The organism is Pseudomonadota bacterium (genome assembly GCA_039033415.1).
Classification (GTDB): Bacteria; Pseudomonadota; Gammaproteobacteria; order Xanthomonadales; family SZUA-38; genus JANQOZ01.
The window spans coordinates 16,746-35,067 of record JBCCCR010000026.1 but is presented as its reverse complement, the minus strand read 5'-3'; the positions used below and the strand labels follow the sequence as shown (position 1 = coordinate 35,067).

12 protein-coding genes are annotated in these 18,322 nt (G+C 64.5%); 11 read left to right on the top strand and 1 reads right to left on the bottom strand.

Translation table 11 applies throughout. The annotated features are described in order from the left end of the window. Window positions 1–15: 15 nt before the first annotated feature. Entirely contained in the window at window positions 16–5,274 is a 5,259-nt protein-coding gene (locus AAF358_19440) for a filamentous hemagglutinin N-terminal domain-containing protein (protein ID MEM7707735.1), read from the bottom strand. A 226-nt stretch (window positions 5,275–5,500) separates the two neighbouring features. Here AAF358_19440 and AAF358_19435 point away from each other — a divergent pair, with 226 nt between their 5' ends. From AAF358_19435 to AAF358_19385, 11 genes are all read left to right on the top strand, one after another. Beyond that, window positions 5,501–7,681 carry a CHAT domain-containing protein gene (locus AAF358_19435; protein MEM7707734.1) on the top strand — a complete coding sequence of 727 codons (2,181 nt, stop codon included), beginning with the start codon at window positions 5,501–5,503 and terminating at the stop codon, window positions 7,679–7,681. Next, window positions 7,678–8,355, top strand: coding sequence for a DUF928 domain-containing protein (locus AAF358_19430; GenBank protein MEM7707733.1), 678 nt, complete (start codon window positions 7,678–7,680; stop codon window positions 8,353–8,355). The genes AAF358_19435 and AAF358_19430 overlap by 4 nt, the downstream gene beginning before the upstream one ends. Window positions 8,356–8,463: 108 nt before the next feature. Continuing rightward, window positions 8,464–9,009 (top strand): OmpA family protein, encoded by a 546-nt coding sequence (locus tag AAF358_19425; protein MEM7707732.1) that lies wholly within the window; start codon window positions 8,464–8,466, stop codon window positions 9,007–9,009. Between the two features lie 358 nt (window positions 9,010–9,367). After that, the gene (locus AAF358_19420) at window positions 9,368–9,538 is read left to right on the top strand and encodes a hypothetical protein (protein ID MEM7707731.1); all 171 of its coding nucleotides are present in this window, start codon (window positions 9,368–9,370) and stop codon (window positions 9,536–9,538) included. Between the two features lie 79 nt (window positions 9,539–9,617). Next, window positions 9,618–10,199: a flavin reductase family protein gene (locus AAF358_19415; GenBank protein MEM7707730.1), complete on the top strand. Its 582-nt coding sequence runs from the start codon at window positions 9,618–9,620 to the stop codon at window positions 10,197–10,199. A gap of 163 nt (window positions 10,200–10,362) precedes the next feature. Next, window positions 10,363–11,466, top strand: coding sequence for a Glu/Leu/Phe/Val dehydrogenase dimerization domain-containing protein (locus tag AAF358_19410; GenBank protein ID MEM7707729.1), 1,104 nt, complete (start codon window positions 10,363–10,365; stop codon window positions 11,464–11,466). Further along, complete coding sequence (locus AAF358_19405) at window positions 11,466–12,617, top strand: acyl-CoA dehydrogenase family protein (GenBank protein ID MEM7707728.1); 1,152 nt, start codon at window positions 11,466–11,468, stop codon at window positions 12,615–12,617. Before AAF358_19410 ends, AAF358_19405 begins: the two co-directional genes overlap by 1 nt. A 62-nt stretch (window positions 12,618–12,679) precedes the next feature. Next, on the top strand, window positions 12,680–13,855 hold the full coding sequence (locus tag AAF358_19400; GenBank protein ID MEM7707727.1) for a thiolase family protein: 1,176 nt from the start codon (window positions 12,680–12,682) through the stop codon (window positions 13,853–13,855). Window positions 13,856–13,898: 43 nt separating this feature from the next. Further along, window positions 13,899–15,506: a carboxyl transferase domain-containing protein gene (locus tag AAF358_19395; protein ID MEM7707726.1), complete on the top strand. Its 1,608-nt coding sequence runs from the start codon at window positions 13,899–13,901 to the stop codon at window positions 15,504–15,506. A gap of 3 nt (window positions 15,507–15,509) precedes the next feature. After that, window positions 15,510–16,319, top strand: coding sequence for an enoyl-CoA hydratase-related protein (locus tag AAF358_19390; GenBank protein MEM7707725.1), 810 nt, complete (start codon window positions 15,510–15,512; stop codon window positions 16,317–16,319). Further along, window positions 16,316–18,322, top strand: coding sequence for a biotin carboxylase N-terminal domain-containing protein (locus AAF358_19385; protein ID MEM7707724.1), 2,007 nt, complete (start codon window positions 16,316–16,318; stop codon window positions 18,320–18,322). Before AAF358_19390 ends, AAF358_19385 begins: the two co-directional genes overlap by 4 nt.

Genomic DNA, 18,322 nt, shown 5'->3' with positions numbered 1-18,322 from the left:
GTGCACCGGCGGGTCTCAGCCATCCTGGCGACAGAGGGTGATGTTGGCCGCAAGCCTGGTGGGGCTGTCATCCTGTGCGGCGTTGGTGGAATCGCGGGCCACCCAGTTGTCCTGGGGCGCCAGCGGTACGGCGGAACCGTCTTCGATCACAAAGCGGCTCTGCGGGCCACCCGGGCGCCGCTGACACTCGCGCGTTGACAGCACCTCACCCTGGGCAAAGCCACCGGGCAGCGTCTGCAGGCTGGCACTGAGGTCGGTCTCCGGCGCCACGATCCGGATTTCCCCGTCGTTGGAGAGCACCGAGCTTGCGGTCACCTGGCTGTCGGCCGACGGCACAAACTGATCCGGGTCCAGCGTGATGTTGCCGCCGGGTCCGCCAAACGCGTTGGCGCTGATGATGGTGCCGTTCAGAATCATAAATTCCGGCTGCGCGATGGTAATGTTGCCGCCGGCGCCTAAACCGGTGCCTACCGCCGTGGTGATCGACGTGTCCTGCAGGAAGAAATCGCCACCCATCTGAATCTCGATATTGCCGCCGTCCGCGGACACCGCCTGGGTGCTGATAGTCGCGCCTTCGGTGTCGATACCACCGACCACCTGCAGGCGAATGTTGCCCGCGTTGCCGGTGCCGGTGCTGCTGGCGGCAATCCGCGTTCCGTCCGCCAGCGTCAGGCTGGAAACGTCGACCAACACGCTGCCACCTGTGCCTGCACCACCGGTAGCGGCGCTGATCAGCGTTCCCCGGATCTCGCTGCGCTGGCCGCGCAGCACCACGCTGCCGCCCGGGCTTGCGCCGGCAAACACCTGAGCCGAGATGCTGCTGTTCGTTAGCACCAGGTCGCCGCTGGCTGAGAGCGTCACGCTGCCCCCGGCGCCGCGGTTCGCAGTGCTGGCCAAAGAGGCGTCCGTAACCGTCAGCACGCCCGCGGCGTCGACCAGCACGCTGCCGGCGTCCCCGTCCGCGGTGCCGGCAGCCGAAACGATGGCCCCATCCGTCACCTGTACATCATCACCGGCGAGGGCAATGTTTCCGCCGCGCCCGCTGCCTGATGTTGTCGCATCGATACGTGCGTTGCCGGCCAGCAGAAGGTTTTCAAACGCCAGCACAATGACGGAACCACCTTCACCCGCGCCGCCGGTCGCTGCCTGTATGATGCCGCCATTGATCGTAACGTTATTCGCCTGCAGGTCGACATCGCCGCCGGTGCCTGAGCCGGCCGCCACGGTCGCCGTAACGTCGGCATCGGATAGCATCATGTCGCCGCCGGCAGCAAGCGAAACTGAACCGCCGCTCCCCGTGTTGGCGGCGCTCGATACGATGGCGTCCGAAGCGATCAGGTCACCCGCTGCATTCAAACTTACGCTGCCCGCGTCACCGCTCGCCGTACCTTGTGTCGTGACGGATGCACCATTGCCGAGACTGATCTGTTCGGCGGTTAATTGAATACTTCCCCCCGAGCCTTGCCCACCGGTTGCCGCAGTAACCGCACCACCGGTCATGGAGAAATCACCCGTTGCAACCGTGATGTCACCACCGGTTCGCCGGCCACCTAGAACTGCCGCAGTAATCGACGCGTTGTCGAGCGTGATGGCCTGCGGAGCGATAAGGGAGACCGTGCCGCCACGTCCGGCGAATGCCTGTGATGACACCTCTGAGGCGGACAGGGCCAACGTGGATTCGCTCAACAGCTCTACGCTGCCTGCGTCACCCAACCCGCTGGTGGCGGCGCTGATGGAACTATCGTTGATCGCCAGAGCGCTTCCCGCGACGCTTACCGCGCCGCCGCTGCCGTCCTGCGCTTGGGCCGTCAGACTGGCGCCAGCCAGGCTGGCACTGCCGCCTGCAGTCAAAGACACATCGCCGCCGGTCCCGGCGCCACCAACCGTTGCGGTGAGGCTGCTATTGCTCACGGTCACATCACCAGGGGCCGACACCAGCACGGAGCCACCGCTGCCGGTGTTCGACGTTGCGGCTAGGTTGCTGTCGGTAATCGCCAGCGCCCCGCCACTCATCACGCTGACCGAACCTCCGTTGCCGGAGTCGGTTGCCGCACTGATTTGGGCGTTCGTGAGTGTCGTGTCTGCGGTCGCACCCAGCGTCACCGATCCGCCCTGCCCACTCTCGGCGGACGAACTGATGACCGCGTTACTGACCGTGAGCTGCCCGGCAGCCGCGACCGATACGGAGCCGGCGTTCGCGCTACCGGTGCCGGTTGCAGTGAGCTGAGCGCCATCGCTGACGGTCAGATTAGCGGCACTGACAATGACGTCACCACCCTGACCCGAACCGACCGCGTTGGTACTAAAGCCCGCGCCCGTCCCGGCGATCACCAGGTCGTTGCGGGTGGTGACGTTGATCGTACCGCCCTGCCCCCCGCCGCCGGCGCTGCTGTCTACACGCGCGCCTTCCATAAGCATCAGATCGTCGGTGTCAAAGCTGATTACGCCGCCGGTGCCCGTGCCGAAGGTGGCTGCCTCGATCGAACCGCCCATGACGCTCAGCTTGCCGGTGGTAAATGTCAGGTCGCCGCCGTCACCGGTGCCGCCCAGCACCGTCGCTGAAACGAGCGTATCGTCGAGCGTGATCATGGTCGGGGCCGTCAGCTCAATCGCCCCACCCTGGCCGAGATTGGCCTCGGTGGTGATCGCGCTGTCCGCGGAGGTAATGCTCGTATCCGACCGGAGCACCACGGAGCCCGCGTCACCCAAACCGCCAGCGGTCGCTGAAGTCTCACTGCCGCTCAGGCTAATGCTGCCGGCGGTCAGGCTGACCCCGCCAGCGTCACCGTCACCCGAAGCAACGCTCGAGATCAGCGATTGATCGATTGTCAGGTCGCCACCGCTATCGGTGTCCTGGCCTTCCAGTCGGCGTTCGTTGGGCTGGGCGCCACCGCCGACCGTGATGGTTACGGTGCCCGCGTCGCCGGTGCCGCCGGTGGCAGCCGTGATGCTGCTGTTGGCGATGCTCAGTGCATCCACCGCGGCAATGCTGACCGACCCGCCGTCACCGGCACCGCCGTCCACCGAGGCCGAGATCAGCGAGCCGTTGATGTCGACCCGATCCGCCGCCAGGTTGACGTCCCCGCCGTCACCGCGCACGGCAGACGATGCAATTTCGCTGTCGCTGACGGAGAGCTGCGAGGAGCCGCTCAGCGCCACCGAACCGGCTGATCCGTTGCCGCTGCTGCGTGATGTGACCTCCGAGCCGTTGCTCACCAGCAGCGTGTCTCCGCTGATTTCAACATTGCCGCCGCTGCCGTTGCCACCGGTGGTCGCGCTGACGGTACTGCCGTCGACCAGCATCTGCGGTGCCGCCAGGGTCACCGTCCCGCCCTGCGGCCCAGTCGACACCGCAGCCGTAACGTTGGCGTTGGTCAGCGCCATGGACTGGCCGGCGGCCAGCGCCACGCCGCCTCCCCGCGAACCGTTGGCTGACGCGGTGACCGTGGCGCCGTCGATCGACAGCTGCTCGTCGCTTCGGATATCCACATCGCCGCCGTTACCGGTCGACACCGCACGGGCGGTCACGCGGGCGCCATCGCTGATCGCGACATTGCGCGCGTTGATGCTGACGTTGCCGCCGCGGCCGGCGCCGGCGGTGGCTGCGGTAATCTCGGTAGCGCTCCCGCTGATAGCGAGATCATCAGCGTTGATGTCCACGGATCCACCGCGCCCAGCGCCGCTGGTCGCGCTGTTGATCAGCGCCCCGTTGCTGGCCACAAACGAGTCGGTGTTGATGCGGATGCCACCGGCATCGCCGGTGGAGCTGCTCTCCGCCGAGATTTCCGCCCGGTTGTCCACCACCACAGAATCGGCGTCGATCGAAATGGAACCGCCGTCGCCGCTGCCGCCCGTCTGCGTGGTAATCAGGACGCCAAAGTCGCGGGCCACCAGCTCGCCGGTGTTGATGTCGATGGAACCGCCGTTGCCCGAACTGCCGCCGAACGTTGAGGCGTCGATGGTGCCTTCGTCAAACAGGACCAGCTCGGCGGAGTCGACAACGATGTCGCCAGCGTTGCCCGACCCAAGCGCAACCGAGCGCACCGACGACTGCCCGTCCATCACAATAGTGCCGGTCGCGGTCATCGTGATGTTGCCGCCTCGACCCGAGTCGAAGGTGTTGGAAAACACCTTGCCCCGCTCGTCCATAAATATGTTGTCTGCCACCAGCGTGACGTCGCCGGCGTCGCCGGCGCCCTGCGACTCGGTGCTGATGCTGGCGTTGTCGACCACCACCAGCTCACCGGCGCGGATTATTACATCGCCGGCGTCGCCGGCACCGAAGAAGCTGGATGACAGCACCTGGGTGTTGCCGGTCAGGTTAGCTTCACCGGTCACCTCGATAACGGTGCGACCCGAGTTCTGGTCGCTGAACGATACGGAGTTGAAGAAGCCGCTGTCGCTGTCCAGCGAACCGCCTCGAACCGTAATATCGCCCGCCTGCGTGCCGGTGAACAAGCCACCGCTGACGTCCAGATTGCCCGTGACCGGCAGCCGTGAGGTGTTTCGAAAAATGTCGATATCCCCGAGCGCTGAAAACCCGCTGACGTCAATCCCGTCGGCCGTCAGCGGCGCCTCACCCTGGGAGGCTACCGAGATCACCTGTGCGTGCCCGGCGGGCGCCTGGAGCCTCGCGTCGTTGATCGAAATGTCGCCGCCGACGAGAGCAAACGTATTGCCTTCCGGAATCGAGAGCACCGCTTCGTTCATGGTGATGCCGGCCGGCGCCCCCATGAAGCCAAAGCTGGCGACAGGCGCGGCGGAAAGTGTCGACGGCCCTCCGGCTCCCCCGGCGGAAAAGGTAGTGCCGTCGGTAAACCGGAGGTAGTCCGCGGTGCTGAGATAGAGCGAACCCTGCACATCCAGCGAGGCATTGGCGCCAAAAACCACCCCAGCCGGGTTGATCAGCCACAGGCTGACCGGCCCTGGTGCGGCCGTGCCAAGCTGCCCGTCAATGCGCGACAGGCCGCCGCCGGTCACCCGAGCGATAATGTTGTCGAGCATCGAAGTCGAGGAGAACGTTGCCGACTCGCCGGTACTGATGCTGAAATCGGAAAAGCTGTGAAAAAGGTTGCCCCCCTCCAGCCGACCACGCGCCTGATCGATGAGATAGGCGGGGCCGTTCAGGGCGCCCGGGGCGCCGAGTGAACCATCAAAGACCACCTGGGCCTGGCTCCCCGCGCTCGCCGCCAGCATGATCGCTAGCGCGAGCCGGCGGTGCCGCATGCCGGACACGAGCGTCCGAGCAAGCGAAGAAGACTGTGCTTTTTTCATCGTGTTGCCGCTTCCCTGTTCACTGCCAGCCGAAACCGCTAAGCGGACCGGCGGCGCTTCCCCACCCCTACAGCATCGCCGAGATTGAACCGCGCACCCCGCAGAAACAATCGCGGCGCGTTGTAAGAAAAACCCTCGACCTGCTTGAGACTAGCACATTCATCTGGCCCCGGCGGCCCGCGGGAACTAGTATGATGTGAGAGGGATTTACGGGGAAAACTGTCGATTGAATGATCTGACACCAACGACCAGGCAGGGCACGCTCTGGGCCAAGGCTTTTGCACTGGGCACCGCGCTTTCCGCCGCGCTGACGGGTTCTATTTGTCTGGCGGCGGCCGATGCGGGTTACCGGCTCCTCGAAGACGGACAGTTTGCGGCAGCACGGGCCGCGTTCCAGGCGTGCGTGAATGAGGCCAACCAGACGCAGCAGCGCTCGGACGCAATTGACTGTCTCCTGGGTCAAGGCGCAAGCACCATCATGCTCGGCGACCTAAGCAGCGCGCGCAGTGAGCTGGAGCAGGCGTTGACGCTGGCCGCGGACGCCCCCGTCAGAGCGCGCCAGGCTCAGCTGTCGCTGGGCAGGCTCGCCACCTACCAGGCCCGATTTAATGAAGCTGAGCAGTTTTTTGATGACGTGCTGGCCAGCGCCGGTGCGGTCGATGACTCCAGCGACGCGGCCCGCGCCTGGCTGGGCAAAGCGGAGAACGCCCTCGCCCAGCTCAACCGTCCGGCCCTGCGCGACGCGCTGGAAAAAGCACTGGAACAGACGCTGCTGACCGCCGACCCGGCGCTGCGGGCTCGTCTGGAGGTAGCGGCCGCCGACACGCTGCTCCGGTCCGACGAAACCCTCAAGCTGCAAAACTGGGACCTTAACCTGGGTGCGCGCACGGCCGCCGGCGCGCTGGAGCTGGCGAGGCAAATGTCCAGCCCGCGCCTCAGCTCGCAGGCCGCTGGCTTACTGGGCGAATTCTATCTGCGGGCGGGTCGCGCGCAGGAAGCGTTGGAGCTGGCTCGCCTGGCCACGTTCGAAGCTCAGAGCGTTGGCGCCACCGACCTCACCTATCGCTGGCAGTGGCTCAGCGGCCGGGCGCTTCGCGCGTCGGGCGATCTGCCGGGCGCCCAGGCCGCCATGGAGCGCGCGCTCACCGACCTCAGCGAAGTCCGATCCAGCCTGCTGACCGGCATCCGCGGTCGTCGGGAGCCGTTTCGCCAGCGGGTCGGCCCGCTGTTCCAGGACCACGCAGACATTCTTTTGACCCAGGCGGCGAGCGCCGCGCCGGACCGTCAGCAGCAGCTGCGGCGGCGTGCAAGGCAGGTAATCGAGGCGTTCAAGAGTGCAGAACTCCAGGACTACTTCCTGGATGAGTGTGTCGTCGACCTCGATATCGCGGATACCGCGCTCGACAGTCTGGACCGCCGCACCGCCGTCCTTTACCCGGTGCTGCTGAACGACCGCAGCGAGATGCTGGTGAGTATCGGCGGTACGATCCATCAGTACTCCGTGCCCGCCGGCGCCGACCAGATCGGTCGGGTGGCGCAGCAGTTTCGTCGCTCGCTCGAACGGCGCAGCTCGCACCAGTACCGCGTCCAGGCCAAGCGCCTTTACAACTGGCTTGTCCGCGATGCCGAACCGCTGCTCAAAGATGCTGGGGTCGATACCCTGGTGTTTGTGCCCGACGGCAGCCTGCGCAACGTGCCGCTCGCTGCTTTTCACGACGGGAAACAGTTTCTGGTCGAGCGGTTTGCGATCGCCACCACCCCAGGCCTCAGCCTCACCGATCCGCAGCCCATCGCCCGGCAGCAGCCCAGCTTTCTGCTGAACGGGCTGACCGACGCGGTGCAGGGGTTTCCCGCGCTGCCCTCGGTTGAGGCCGAGCTGGCGTCACTTGGCGAGCTGTTCCCGGACCGGGTCACGATGCTGAAGAATCAGAGTTTTGTCGCCGGCAACGTTGAACAGGAAATGACTCAGCGGCCCTACAACATCGTGCACTTTGCGTCGCACGGTGAGTTCCAGGCGGACGTCAGCCAGTCTTTTCTGCTCACCTACGACGACAAGCTGAATATGGACCAGCTCGACGACTTCATGCAGCTCCGTCGCTTCAGCGACGAGCCCGTCGAGCTGCTGACGCTTTCCGCCTGCCGCACCGCGGCCGGTGACGACCGCGCGGCCCTCGGCCTCGCGGGTATCGCCATCCGGGCTGGCGCCCGCAGCGCGCTCGGGACGCTGTGGTACATCAACGACCGCGCCACCTCGGAGCTGATCACCGAGTTTTACGGCGAGCTGGCACAGGGCGACAGCTCAAAAGCCGTGGCGCTCGCCAAAGCGCAGCGCAGCCTGATCGCGGATCGCCGCTATCAGCATCCAGGCTACTGGGCACCGTTTCTGCTGATTGGTAACTGGCTTTGAGCTCGGCAAAGAAAATCTCACGGCGTCCGGGTCGCTGGCTGGGTCCAGCGCTGCTGGTACTGGCCGCACTGCCGCTTGCCGCCTGGGCTCAGGCAGGCTCCGGCGGCGGGACTATTCGCTACCAGCCGCCCGACCCCAATGCACCTGCTGCAACCGTCGGCGGCAGTATCCGGGGCAGCGAAAACGACCTGTCGCTGACCGTCATCGCGCCGCCGGGACTGGCGGCGACGATCAGCCCGCGGCCGGTGATCTACTGGCACGCATCCAACCGCATCAACGTGCCGGTGGAGCTGGTGTTGATCGAAGAAGGGGGCGAGGAAGCGCTCGCAGAGGTCCGTCTCGACCCACCGCTGGATGCGGGAATGCAGGCTTTCGAGCTGCCCGACAAAGTCAGCCTGGAGCTGGGTAAGGTTTATCAGTTTTCCGTCGCCGCCGTCGCGGACGAAAACGTCAGGTCAAACGACGTGTTTGCCAGCACGCTGCTCCAGCACGCTATGGCGCTGACGGCGGATCCATCGGGCGGGCCGCTGGTCCAAGCAAAAGAATTGGCCGCAGCCGGCGTCTGGTATGACGCGCTGGCACTCCTTGAGCAGGAGGCTGAGAATTCAGCGGCGGCACGAGCGCTACGGGACGAACTGCTGCGGCAGGCCGATCTCGAGCAGGTGCTCAACTAGCGGTCTGATCGATCGGTATGACAATCAGGCCAGGACGAAAGCCAGGACAGCAACAAACAGACAGGGATGCGGCCGCTAGCAGGGCCGCGGGAAGTTAAGGAGAAACACATGAACATCAAAACTGGGATTTATACGCTGGCGCTGTGGGCGCTGCTCGCGGGCAGCAGCCTGGCTCAGGAGACCGACTATGAGGTGATGGAGCTCGACGCCGACAACGCCAGCGAGCAGGACATCATCGACGCGCTGACGCCGCCACCCCCACTGGTGACCCGAAGCCTCGACGGCGAGGCGCCGGAAATGAAGCTGCGGGCGATCCCGCTGCGAATCCGGTTCGAGCTCGACTCCTACGAGCTGACAGAATCTGCGCAGCAGACGCTTAATCGCCTAGGTTCTGCCCTCACCTCCGACTCACTGTCCGAATTTCGTTTTCGGGTGGAAGGCCATACGGATGCGCTGGGAGACGAGGACTACAACCTCGACCTGTCGCGGCGGCGAGCGGACGGTGTACGAAACTACCTGATCAACCTATTCGAGATGGAGGCGAACCGGCTGGAGACGGTGGCGCGCGGCGAGAGCTCGCTGCTCAACCCGGACAATCCCAACGGCCCCGAAAACCGGGTTGTGCTGATCGTCAATCTCGGCCCACAGAACTAACTCAGCGGAACCGCGCTACGCGGCCGAATCGTTCGCCTGGCGATTTCAAGGCAGACGATAGGCACATGGCCTCACCGCAGGCGTCGCGTAGCATTCAGGTTGACTGGTGTCGCCGGCAACGTCCCAATGCCTGAGGCCAGTTTGAAGCCAACGCCAGCCGGTTGTCCCAAGTCAACCGCCGGCGATGGCCCCGTGACCGGTTCCGTCCCCTGCGGAACCTCAAACCGGCCCCGTCCCAGGGCCGGTTTTTTTTCGCGCGTACTTCCTACATGCATGTAGGAAATCCCCCATAAGGCTCGCTGCGCCGCTGGGCTATCCTGGTTCGGCTGCTGAGACACTGACGCACGGGAGGCGACGGATGGAGCAACGCAAAGAGCAACTGATTAGCGATATCCGGAGTCTCTACCGGAAGCTGCCCCTGTCACGTGCTGGACAAAGCCGTGAGTTCAAACATGCGCAGTTTGTGCTGGAAAGTGTCCTTGCCATCAAAACCGCAGAGCTCAAGTCTTTAGGCGGCTGCTGGCACTAGTCTCCCGTTACGCGCTCTCGCTGTTGCAGCGCGGGGGCATTGGTTACAATGGCGGATTGCCTGACTTCCGGACAAGTCAATGGACGACCCAACGCCGGGCTCCGATAAATCCGCTGACAACACCGCTGCGACTTCCGCTCGAACCGACGTCGATCCAGGCCGCGACCTAAGCGAGGCTGCGGACGGTGATCGCACCTTCGATCAGAAGACCTTTCGCCAGGCCGTCGGTCAATTCGCTACTGGCGTCACCGTTGTCACCACACTGTTTGAGGGCTCACCCAAGGGCCTGACGGTGAACAGCTTCACGAGCGTTTCGCTGGCCCCGCCCCTCGTGCTATGGAACCTGGGCGAAGGCTCCGATTCGCACCGTGCATTTATGGATAGCGATGCGTTTGCGCTGCATATCCTGCACGCGGGCCAGGAGGCCCTGGCCAAGCGCTTTGCGACCCGCGGTGCCGACAAGTTTGGTGAAACGCCCTGGCGAAGCGGCCCCGCCGGCCTGCCGCTGCTCGACGACTGCCTGATCAGCCTCGAATGCCAGGTTGAGCACCGTTATCCGGGCGGCGACCACGCAATTATTGTCGGCCGTGTCGGCGCCATTCACCACGGCGAAACCGGCTCACCGCTGATTTTTCACGGCGGCAGCTTCCTGACGCCCTGACCTCGGCCTTGCCGCCTTGCGGCGGTGTGCCGGCGATCGAAAGCCCCAACGCCGCTTCCGACGCCAATTGATTCCCAGCGTTTTCGGGCCTACCGTAGCTGGATCACACCCACATTGGCGTCCTCCGGGAACCGCGCGGAGCGCCGGGAAGGGGAACCGCGCCATGCTGTTTGAAACGCTTGCCCACTCAGGCCACGAAGAGGTGGTCTACTGCCACAACCCCGACGCGGGGCTACGGGCCATCATCGCCATTCACAACACCACCCTGGGTCCGGCCCTCGGCGGCCTGCGTATGTGGCCCTACCCCACTGAGCAGGAGGCCCTGGACGACGTGCTGCGGCTGTCGCGCACCATGACCTTCAAAGCCGCCGTCGCCGGGCTGAACCTTGGGGGCGGCAAGTGTGTCATCCTCGGCGACCCGGCCAGCGACAAGTCCGAGGCCCTGTTTCGCAGCCTCGGGCGATTTATCGAATCGCTGAACGGTCGGTACATCACCGCTGAAGATGTCGGCATCGACGTCAGCGACATGGAGTACGTCTTTCAGGAGACCGACAACGTCGTTGGCGTCCATCAGGTCCACGGCGGGTCGGGTGACCCGTCACCGTTCACCGCTTACGGCACCATCCAAGGTATTCGAGCGAGCCTGCAGCATCAATTCGGCAATGAAAACCTCGCTGACTACAGTTTCGCCGTGCAGGGGGCCGGTCACGTGGGATTTGAGCTGGTCCGTCAGCTGAGGGCTCAGGAGGCCAAGGTGTTTGTTACCGATATCCAGGCGTCGTCGGTCGCCCGCTGCGTTGAGGAGCTGGGTGCTGAGGCCGTAGCGCTGGACGACATCTACGACGTGGACGCGGACGTGTTCTGTCCATCAGCACTCGGTGGCGTGGTGAACGCGGAGACGATCCCCCGGTTCCGCTTCAAAATTATCTGCGGCAGCGCCAACAATCAGCTGGCGGACGATGAGTCCGGTAACGAATTGAATCGTCGAGGAATTCTTTTTGCACCGGACTACGCGGTAAACGCCGGTGGGTTAATGAACGTGTCGATCGAATTTGAAGGCTATAACCGCGAGCGCGCCAAGCGTATGATGCGCACGATTTATGACAACGTCGGGACCATCTTCGAGATCGCCCGGCGCGACGGCATCCCCACCTGGCTGGCGGCCAACCGGCTGGCCGAACAACGGATTGACGCCATTGGTAAAATCAAATTGCCCTACCTGGGCCATCACCCCCATCGGTTTCCCGGAAGGAAGCGCGCCAACTGATGCTTGAACTCAACCAGGAACTTGAGCTGCTCCGCGAGACGGTGCAGCGCTTCGCCGCGGAAGTGATTGCGCCGCGGGCTGCGGAAATCGATGTAACCAACGATTTTCCCCGCGACCTTTGGCCCCAGCTCGGCGAGCTGGGCCTGCTGGCGCCGACTATCGACGAAGCCTACGGCGGCAGCGGGCTGGGTTTTTTGGCCCACCTGATCGCGATGGAGGAGATTTCCCGGGCCTCCGCATCGGTTGGCCTGTCGTACGGCGCCCATTCGAACCTGTGCGTGATGAACCTCTACCGGCACGCCAGCGAGGAGCAGCGGGCCCGTTACCTGCCTCGCCTGGCCAGCGGAGAACATGTCGGCGCGCTGGCGATGAGCGAACCTGGGGCCGGTTCCGACGTGGTTGGCTCGATGCGGTGCCGCGCGGTTCGGCAGGGGGACCACTGGGTCGCCAACGGCTCGAAAATGTGGATCACCAATGGCCCCGATGCTGACGTCCTGCTGGTTTACATGCGGACGGCCGATCAGCCCGACGCGGGCTCCCGCTGCATGACCGCGTTTATCGTCGAAAAGGGCATGCCAGGTTTCTCCACGGCTCAGAAGCTGGACAAGCTGGGGATGCGAGGCTCCAACACCTGCGAGCTGGTGTTTGAGGACTGCGAGATCCCCGACAGCCAGCGGCTAGGCGAGGTCAACCAGGGCGTCAAGATCCTGATGAGCGGGCTGGACACGGAGCGGCTGGTGCTGTCCGGTGGACCGATCGGCATCATGCAGGCGGCCCTGGATGCGTCGGTGCCTTACGTGAATGAACGAGAGCAGTTTGGCCGACCCATCGGCACGTTTGGCGTAATGCAGGCCAAGATTGCTGATATGTACACCGCGCTGCAGTCGTCGCGGGCCTTCAGCTACCGGGTGGCTGAGGACTATGATCGCGGCGTCAGCTCGCGGATCGACCCCGCTGCCTGCCTGCTGCTGGCATCAGAAAATTCGGTTCAGGTGTGCCTGCAGGCGATTCAAGCCCTGGGCGGCAATGGTTATATCAACGAATACCCGGTAGGCAGGCTGCTGCGTGATGCAAAGCTGTACGATATTGGTGCCGGCACCAATGAGATTCGACGAATGCTGATCGGTCGCGAGCTGCTGGGCGCAGGCTGAATCCAACCCGCCCTGGTCGCCCATGACCAAAGATATCTATCTACATTAAGAAAGGATTCAAAGTGACTGAAATTGTTATTGTTTCTGGCAAGAGAACCCCCATTGGTTCGTTTCAGGGACAGTTTGCGAACGTGTCCGCAGCCCAGCTAGCCAGCGCCGCCATTCGCGCCGTGCTGGAACAAACCGCCCTGCCCCCGGCAGACGTCAGCGAAGTGATCATGGGCAACGTCCTGCCGGCCGGCCTCGGCCAGGCTCCGGCTCGCCAGGCGGCGCTGGACGCCGGCCTGCCGACTTCGGTGGGCTGCCTGAGCGTCAACAAGGTCTGCGGCTCAGCCATGAAAACGCTGATGCTCGGCCACGACATGCTGCGCGCGGGATCTGCCTCGGTCATTCTCGCCGGCGGCATGGAGTCGATGACCAACGCACCCTACGTGCTGCCCAAAGCGCGAAAAGGCCTGAGGATGGGTCACGGCGAGGTGATCGACCACATGTTCTTTGACGGCTTGCAGAGCCCCTTTGACGGCAAAATGATGGGTGCCTTTGGAGAGGCGACCGCAGCCCGCTATGAGTTCAGCCGCGAAGATCAGGACGCTTTTGCCGTCGCCTCGATCGAGCGGGCGCTCAGCGCCGCTGACGCCGGCTACTTCGACGCTGAGATCGCGCCGGTCACGGTCAAAACTCGGGCCGGTGAGCAGGTGATCCTGCTGGACGAGGAGCCCCCGGGCTGCCGCATCGACAAAATCCCCGGCCTTCGTCCCGCCTTCGCCAAAGACGGCACGGTCACCGCCGCAACGTCCTCGAAGATCTCAGACGGCGCGGCGGCGGTCCTGATGATGACCGACGCGGAAGCCGAAAAACGCGGGCTAGCGCCGCTGGCTGCAGTTGTCGGGCACGCAACCTACGCCCACGAGCCGGAGTGGTTCACCACCGCGCCGCCCAAAGCCTGCGAGCGGCTGCTCGATCAGCTTGGCTGGCAGGTCAGCGATGTCGACCTTTGGGAAATCAACGAGGCTTTTGCCGCAGTCACGATGGCCGCAATGAAAGATCTCGGTCTGGATCACGCCAAGGTGAACGTCAACGGCGGCGCCTGCGCGCTTGGCCACCCGATCGGGGCCACCGGGAGCCGCATTGTCGTGACCCTGATGCACGCGCTGCGTCAGCGCGGGCTGAAGCGCGGTGTCGCCGCGCTGTGTCTGGGTGGCGGCGAAGCGACGGCGGTTGCGCTGGAGGTCCGCTGATCGTGGACCCCACAGCGGAGCTGGCGGCACGAGGTTTGACGCGTTGAGCCGCATCGAAAACACGATCGACCCGGCCAGCGAAGGTTTTCAAGCCAACGCCGCCCACCTCGAGGGTCTGGTGGCGGATCTAAGAGCCGAGCTGGCCAAGGCCCAGGAGGGTGGCGGGGAAAAGTCGCGGCAGAGACATCTGGACCGCGGCAAGCTGCTGCCTCGCGAACGCATCAACCGGCTCCTGGATCACGGTAGCCCATTCCTGGAAATCTCGCCGCTGGCAGCACACGGACTCTACAACGGCGCCGCGCCCTGCGCGGGCGTCATCGCCGGCATCGGCCGCGTCCAGGGTATGGAAGTGATGGTGGTTGCCAATGACGCCACCGTCAAAGGCGGCACCTACTACCCGCTCACGGTCAAAAAGCATCTCCGGGCGCAGGAAATTGCCCTGGAAAACGAACTGCCCTGCTTCTACCTCGTCGACTCAGGCGGAGCTTATCTGCCGCTCCAGGATGAGGTATTTCCCGACCGGGATCACTTTGGCCGGATCTTCTACAACCAGGCCCGCCTGTCGGCGCGAAATATTCCGCAGATTGCTGTGGTAATGGGCTCCTGCACCGCCGGTGGCGCATACGTGCCGGCGATGTGCGATGAGTCGGTGATCGTGGCGGACCAGGGGACCATCTTTCTCGGCGGCCCTCCGCTGGTGAAAGCCGCCACCGGCGAGGAGGTCGACGCGGAAAGCCTCGGCGGCGCGCTCGTCCACTGCAGTCAGTCTGGCGTGACCGACCACTTCGCTCGGGACGACAGCCACGCGCTGGAACTGGCCCGGCAAATCGCCGGCACCCTGAACCGGCGCAAGGCCATGCCGCTTGCGGTGCGGGCGCCGGTCGAACCCGCCTACCCCGCGGAAGAGATTTATGGCGTGGTACCGAGGGACACCCGCTACCCGTACGACGTGCGACAGCTGATCGCCAGGTTGGTCGACGGCTCAGAGTTTCAGGAATTTAAGGCGATGTATGGGAAGACCCTGGTGTGCGGCTTTGCGCACCTGATGGGCTACCCGGTGGGCATTGTGGCCAACAACGGCATTCTGTTTTCAGAGTCCGCGCTCAAAGGCGCGCACTTTGTCCAGCTCTGCAACCAGCGCAACATTCCGCTCATCTTTCTGCAGAACATCACCGGCTTTATGGTCGGCAAAAAATATGAAAACGCCGGTATCGCCAAAGATGGGGCAAAGATGGTGACCGCCGTTGCCTGCAGCCACGTGCCCAAATTTACCGTGGTGATCGGCGGCAGCTTCGGCGCCGGCAATTACGCCATGTGCGGCCGAGCTTACCAGCCGCGGATGTTGTTCATGTGGCCAAACGCCCGGATCTCGGTGATGGGCGGCGAGCAGGCCGGGGCCGTGCTGGCGACCGTCAAGCGGGACGGCCTGGCGCTGCGCGGCGAAGACTGGCCGGAGGATGATGAGGCGGCTTTCCGTCAGACCATCGAGGACCAGTACGAGACCCAGGGCCATCCCTACTACGCCAGCGCAAGGCTCTGGGACGATGGCGTTATCGACCCCGCAGACACCCGCCAGGTGCTCGGTCTGGCGCTCTCGGCCGCCACCAACGCGCCGATTGAGCCCGACCGCTTCGGCGTTTTCCGGATGTAAATGATGACCGATACCCCACCACTCACCCAGCTTTCTCAGGACGATCGTGGCGTTGCAACCATCACTCTGAATCGCCCTCAAGTACACAACGCGTTCAACGCCGCGCTGATCACCCAGCTGCATCAGGACATCGTCCGGCTCGACGAAGACGCATCGGTTCGCGTGCTGGTCCTGACCGGCGAGGGCCGTTCGTTCTCCGCGGGCGCGGATCTGAACGGCATGAAAGAGATTGCTCAGGTCGACGAGCAGTCGAACATGGCTGACGCACTCGCGCTGGCCGACATGCTCCGGCGGCTGGCCTACACCAAGACCCCCACCGTGGCGCGGGTGAACGGGGCCGCCTACGGTGGCGGCGTGGGACTCATCGCCTGCTGCGACGTGGCCATCGGATCGGACGACGCGCGGTTTGGCCTGACCGAAACCCGTCTGGGGCTGGTTCCTGCGGTCATCTCGCCGTACGTCATCAACGCCCTTGGCGCACGCCAGGCTAACCGGCTGTTCCTGACCGCCAGAATCTTTTCGGCCCACGACGCTGAGCGGCTCGGCCTGCTGCACCGCAGCGTTCCGGCGGCGGAGCTGGACGCGGCCGTCAACGAAGAAATCGACCTGCTCATGAAAGCGGGCCCCCAGGCACTCTTCGCCGCAAAGTCGCTGGTCGGCGCCGTCTCGGGACGCACCGAAGATTCCCAGAAGGCGCTGGATCAGGCGACCGCAAAGCTGATTGCAAGCCTGCGGGTATCCCCCGAAGGCCGAGAAGGCATCACGGCGTTTCTGGAGAAGCGGGCCGCCAGCTGGGTGCCGCCCAAGTCATGATTCGGCGCCTGCTGATCGCCAATCGCGGCGAGATTGCCTGCCGCATCATCCGCACCTGTCGACGCCTCGGCATCGAGACGGTTGCGGTGTATTCCGAGGCAGACGCCGGCGCACTGCACACGAAGAGCGCCGACCAGGCGGTGCTGCTGGGGCCGGCCGCCGCCGCTGAATCCTATCTCAACATTCCCAAGCTGCTGGCTGCGGTGGCATCCACCGGTGCGGACGCTGTCCACCCCGGCTACGGATTTTTGAGCGAGAACGCAGACTTTGTCGCGGCTCTGGAGCGCGCGGACTGCACCTTTGTCGGACCCGACGCGCGAACGATTGCCCTCATGGGGTCAAAGGCAGACGCCAAGGCCACCATGGAAAAAGCCGGCGTGCCGGTGGTTCCCGGCTACCACGGCGAAGAGCAGTCTACCGAGACCCTGCGGGAAGAGGCTGAGCGGGTGGGTTATCCGCTGATGCTGAAAGCCGCCGCCGGCGGCGGCGGCAAGGGCATGCGAATTGTCAGGAGCGGTGGCGAACTGCCACAGGCGCTCGACTCGGCACGTCGCGAGGCGCTGGGAGCCTTTGGCGACGATCGGATGATCCTGGAACGCTATCTCGAAACCCCACGCCATCTGGAGGTGCAGATCTTTGGTGACGGCCGGGGTAACGTGGTGCATCTGTTTGAACGCGACTGTTCAGCCCAGCGCCGCTACCAGAAAGTGCTGGAGGAATCCCCTGCCCCCGGTCTGAGCGACGAGCAGCGGCTTGCCCTTTGCAGCGCGGGCGTCGAGGCAGCTCGCGCAGTCGACTATCGCGGCGCCGGCACCGTGGAGTTTATTGCCGACTCGCAGGGCGAGTTCTTTTTCATGGAGATGAATACCCGACTGCAGGTTGAGCACCCGGTCACCGAAGCGGTTACCGGCATCGATCTGGTGGAGTGGCAGCTTCGGGTGGCTGCCGGCGAAACCCTGCCCCTGCCGCAAGACCAGATCCGCTGCCAGGGCCACGCGCTCGAAGCCCGGATCTACGCCGAAGACCCCGACGCCGGCTTTCTCCCCGCCAGCGGCACGCTAAGCTGGCTCCACTTTCCTAGCGGCGCGCGGGCCGACGCCGGCTTTCAGGAGGGTGACGAGGTGACGGTCCACTACGACCCCATGCTCGCCAAGATGATTACTCACGGGTCTTCCCGGCGAGAGGCGCTGACCCAGATGGAGCAGGCTCTCACTGAAACACGTCTCGCCGGTCCGCGGACCAATCTGGCGTTTCTTGCCCGGCTGATCCGGCTGCCCGCTTTTGTCGAAGGCGCTATGCATACCGCGCTTCTCGACAGCGAACTGCCGGCCGGGGCACCAGCTGAGGTGTTGACCCAGCACCTCATCGCTGCAGCCGTGACGCTGGACCTGGATCGATGGAGCGGCAGTGCCGAGCGAAACGGCACGGCGGATTGCTTCAGCCCATGGTCCGCTCTTAGCGGCTGGCGCGTGGGACAGGCCGCGTGGCGGGAATACCACCTCGGCGATCGCGACGCGCGGCACGTGGTTCGACTTCGGGGTACCCCAGCCGCGGGTTACGACGCCAGGCTGGACGACGAGCCCGAGCAGCAGCTCAGCGCAGTCCAACGAGATGCCAACCTCTTGTCCTGGCAAACAGATGGGCGACGCCAACGCCTCGTTGCCGAGGCTTCGGGCGCGCAGGTTCATGTGGCCGGCAGCGGTTTCATTCATCTGTTTGAACACGTTGAGCACCAGGCCGGCGGCGAGCTCGACACCGCTGCTGACAGCCGTGTGCTGGCGCCGATGCCCGGCAAGGTGGTGACCATCCGGGTGAACGAGGGTGACCTTGTCGAGCCCGGTCAGGAGCTGATGGTGATGGAAGCCATGAAGATGGAGCTGAGCCTGAAGGCGCCGGCGGGCGGCAGCGTAAGCGCCATCAACTGCTCGACGGGAAGCTTCGTCGAAGCCGATACCCTGCTCCTAGAGCTGGAACTGGCCGAAGCTGAGGACGAAACCGACTGA

Coding starts and splice junctions, on each gene's coding strand:
- AAF358_19415 (MEM7707730.1), top strand. CDS start 9,618: ATGGACGACCCAACGCCGGGCTCCGATAAATCCGCTGACAACACCGCT.
- AAF358_19390 (MEM7707725.1), top strand. CDS start 15,510: ATGACCGATACCCCACCACTCACCCAGCTTTCTCAGGACGATCGTGGC.
- AAF358_19420 (MEM7707731.1), top strand. CDS start 9,368: ATGGAGCAACGCAAAGAGCAACTGATTAGCGATATCCGGAGTCTCTAC.
- AAF358_19425 (MEM7707732.1), top strand. CDS start 8,464: ATGAACATCAAAACTGGGATTTATACGCTGGCGCTGTGGGCGCTGCTC.
- AAF358_19385 (MEM7707724.1), top strand. CDS start 16,316: ATGATTCGGCGCCTGCTGATCGCCAATCGCGGCGAGATTGCCTGCCGC.
- AAF358_19405 (MEM7707728.1), top strand. CDS start 11,466: ATGCTTGAACTCAACCAGGAACTTGAGCTGCTCCGCGAGACGGTGCAG.
- AAF358_19410 (MEM7707729.1), top strand. CDS start 10,363: ATGCTGTTTGAAACGCTTGCCCACTCAGGCCACGAAGAGGTGGTCTAC.
- AAF358_19440 (MEM7707735.1), bottom strand. CDS start 5,274: ATGAAAAAAGCACAGTCTTCTTCGCTTGCTCGGACGCTCGTGTCCGGC.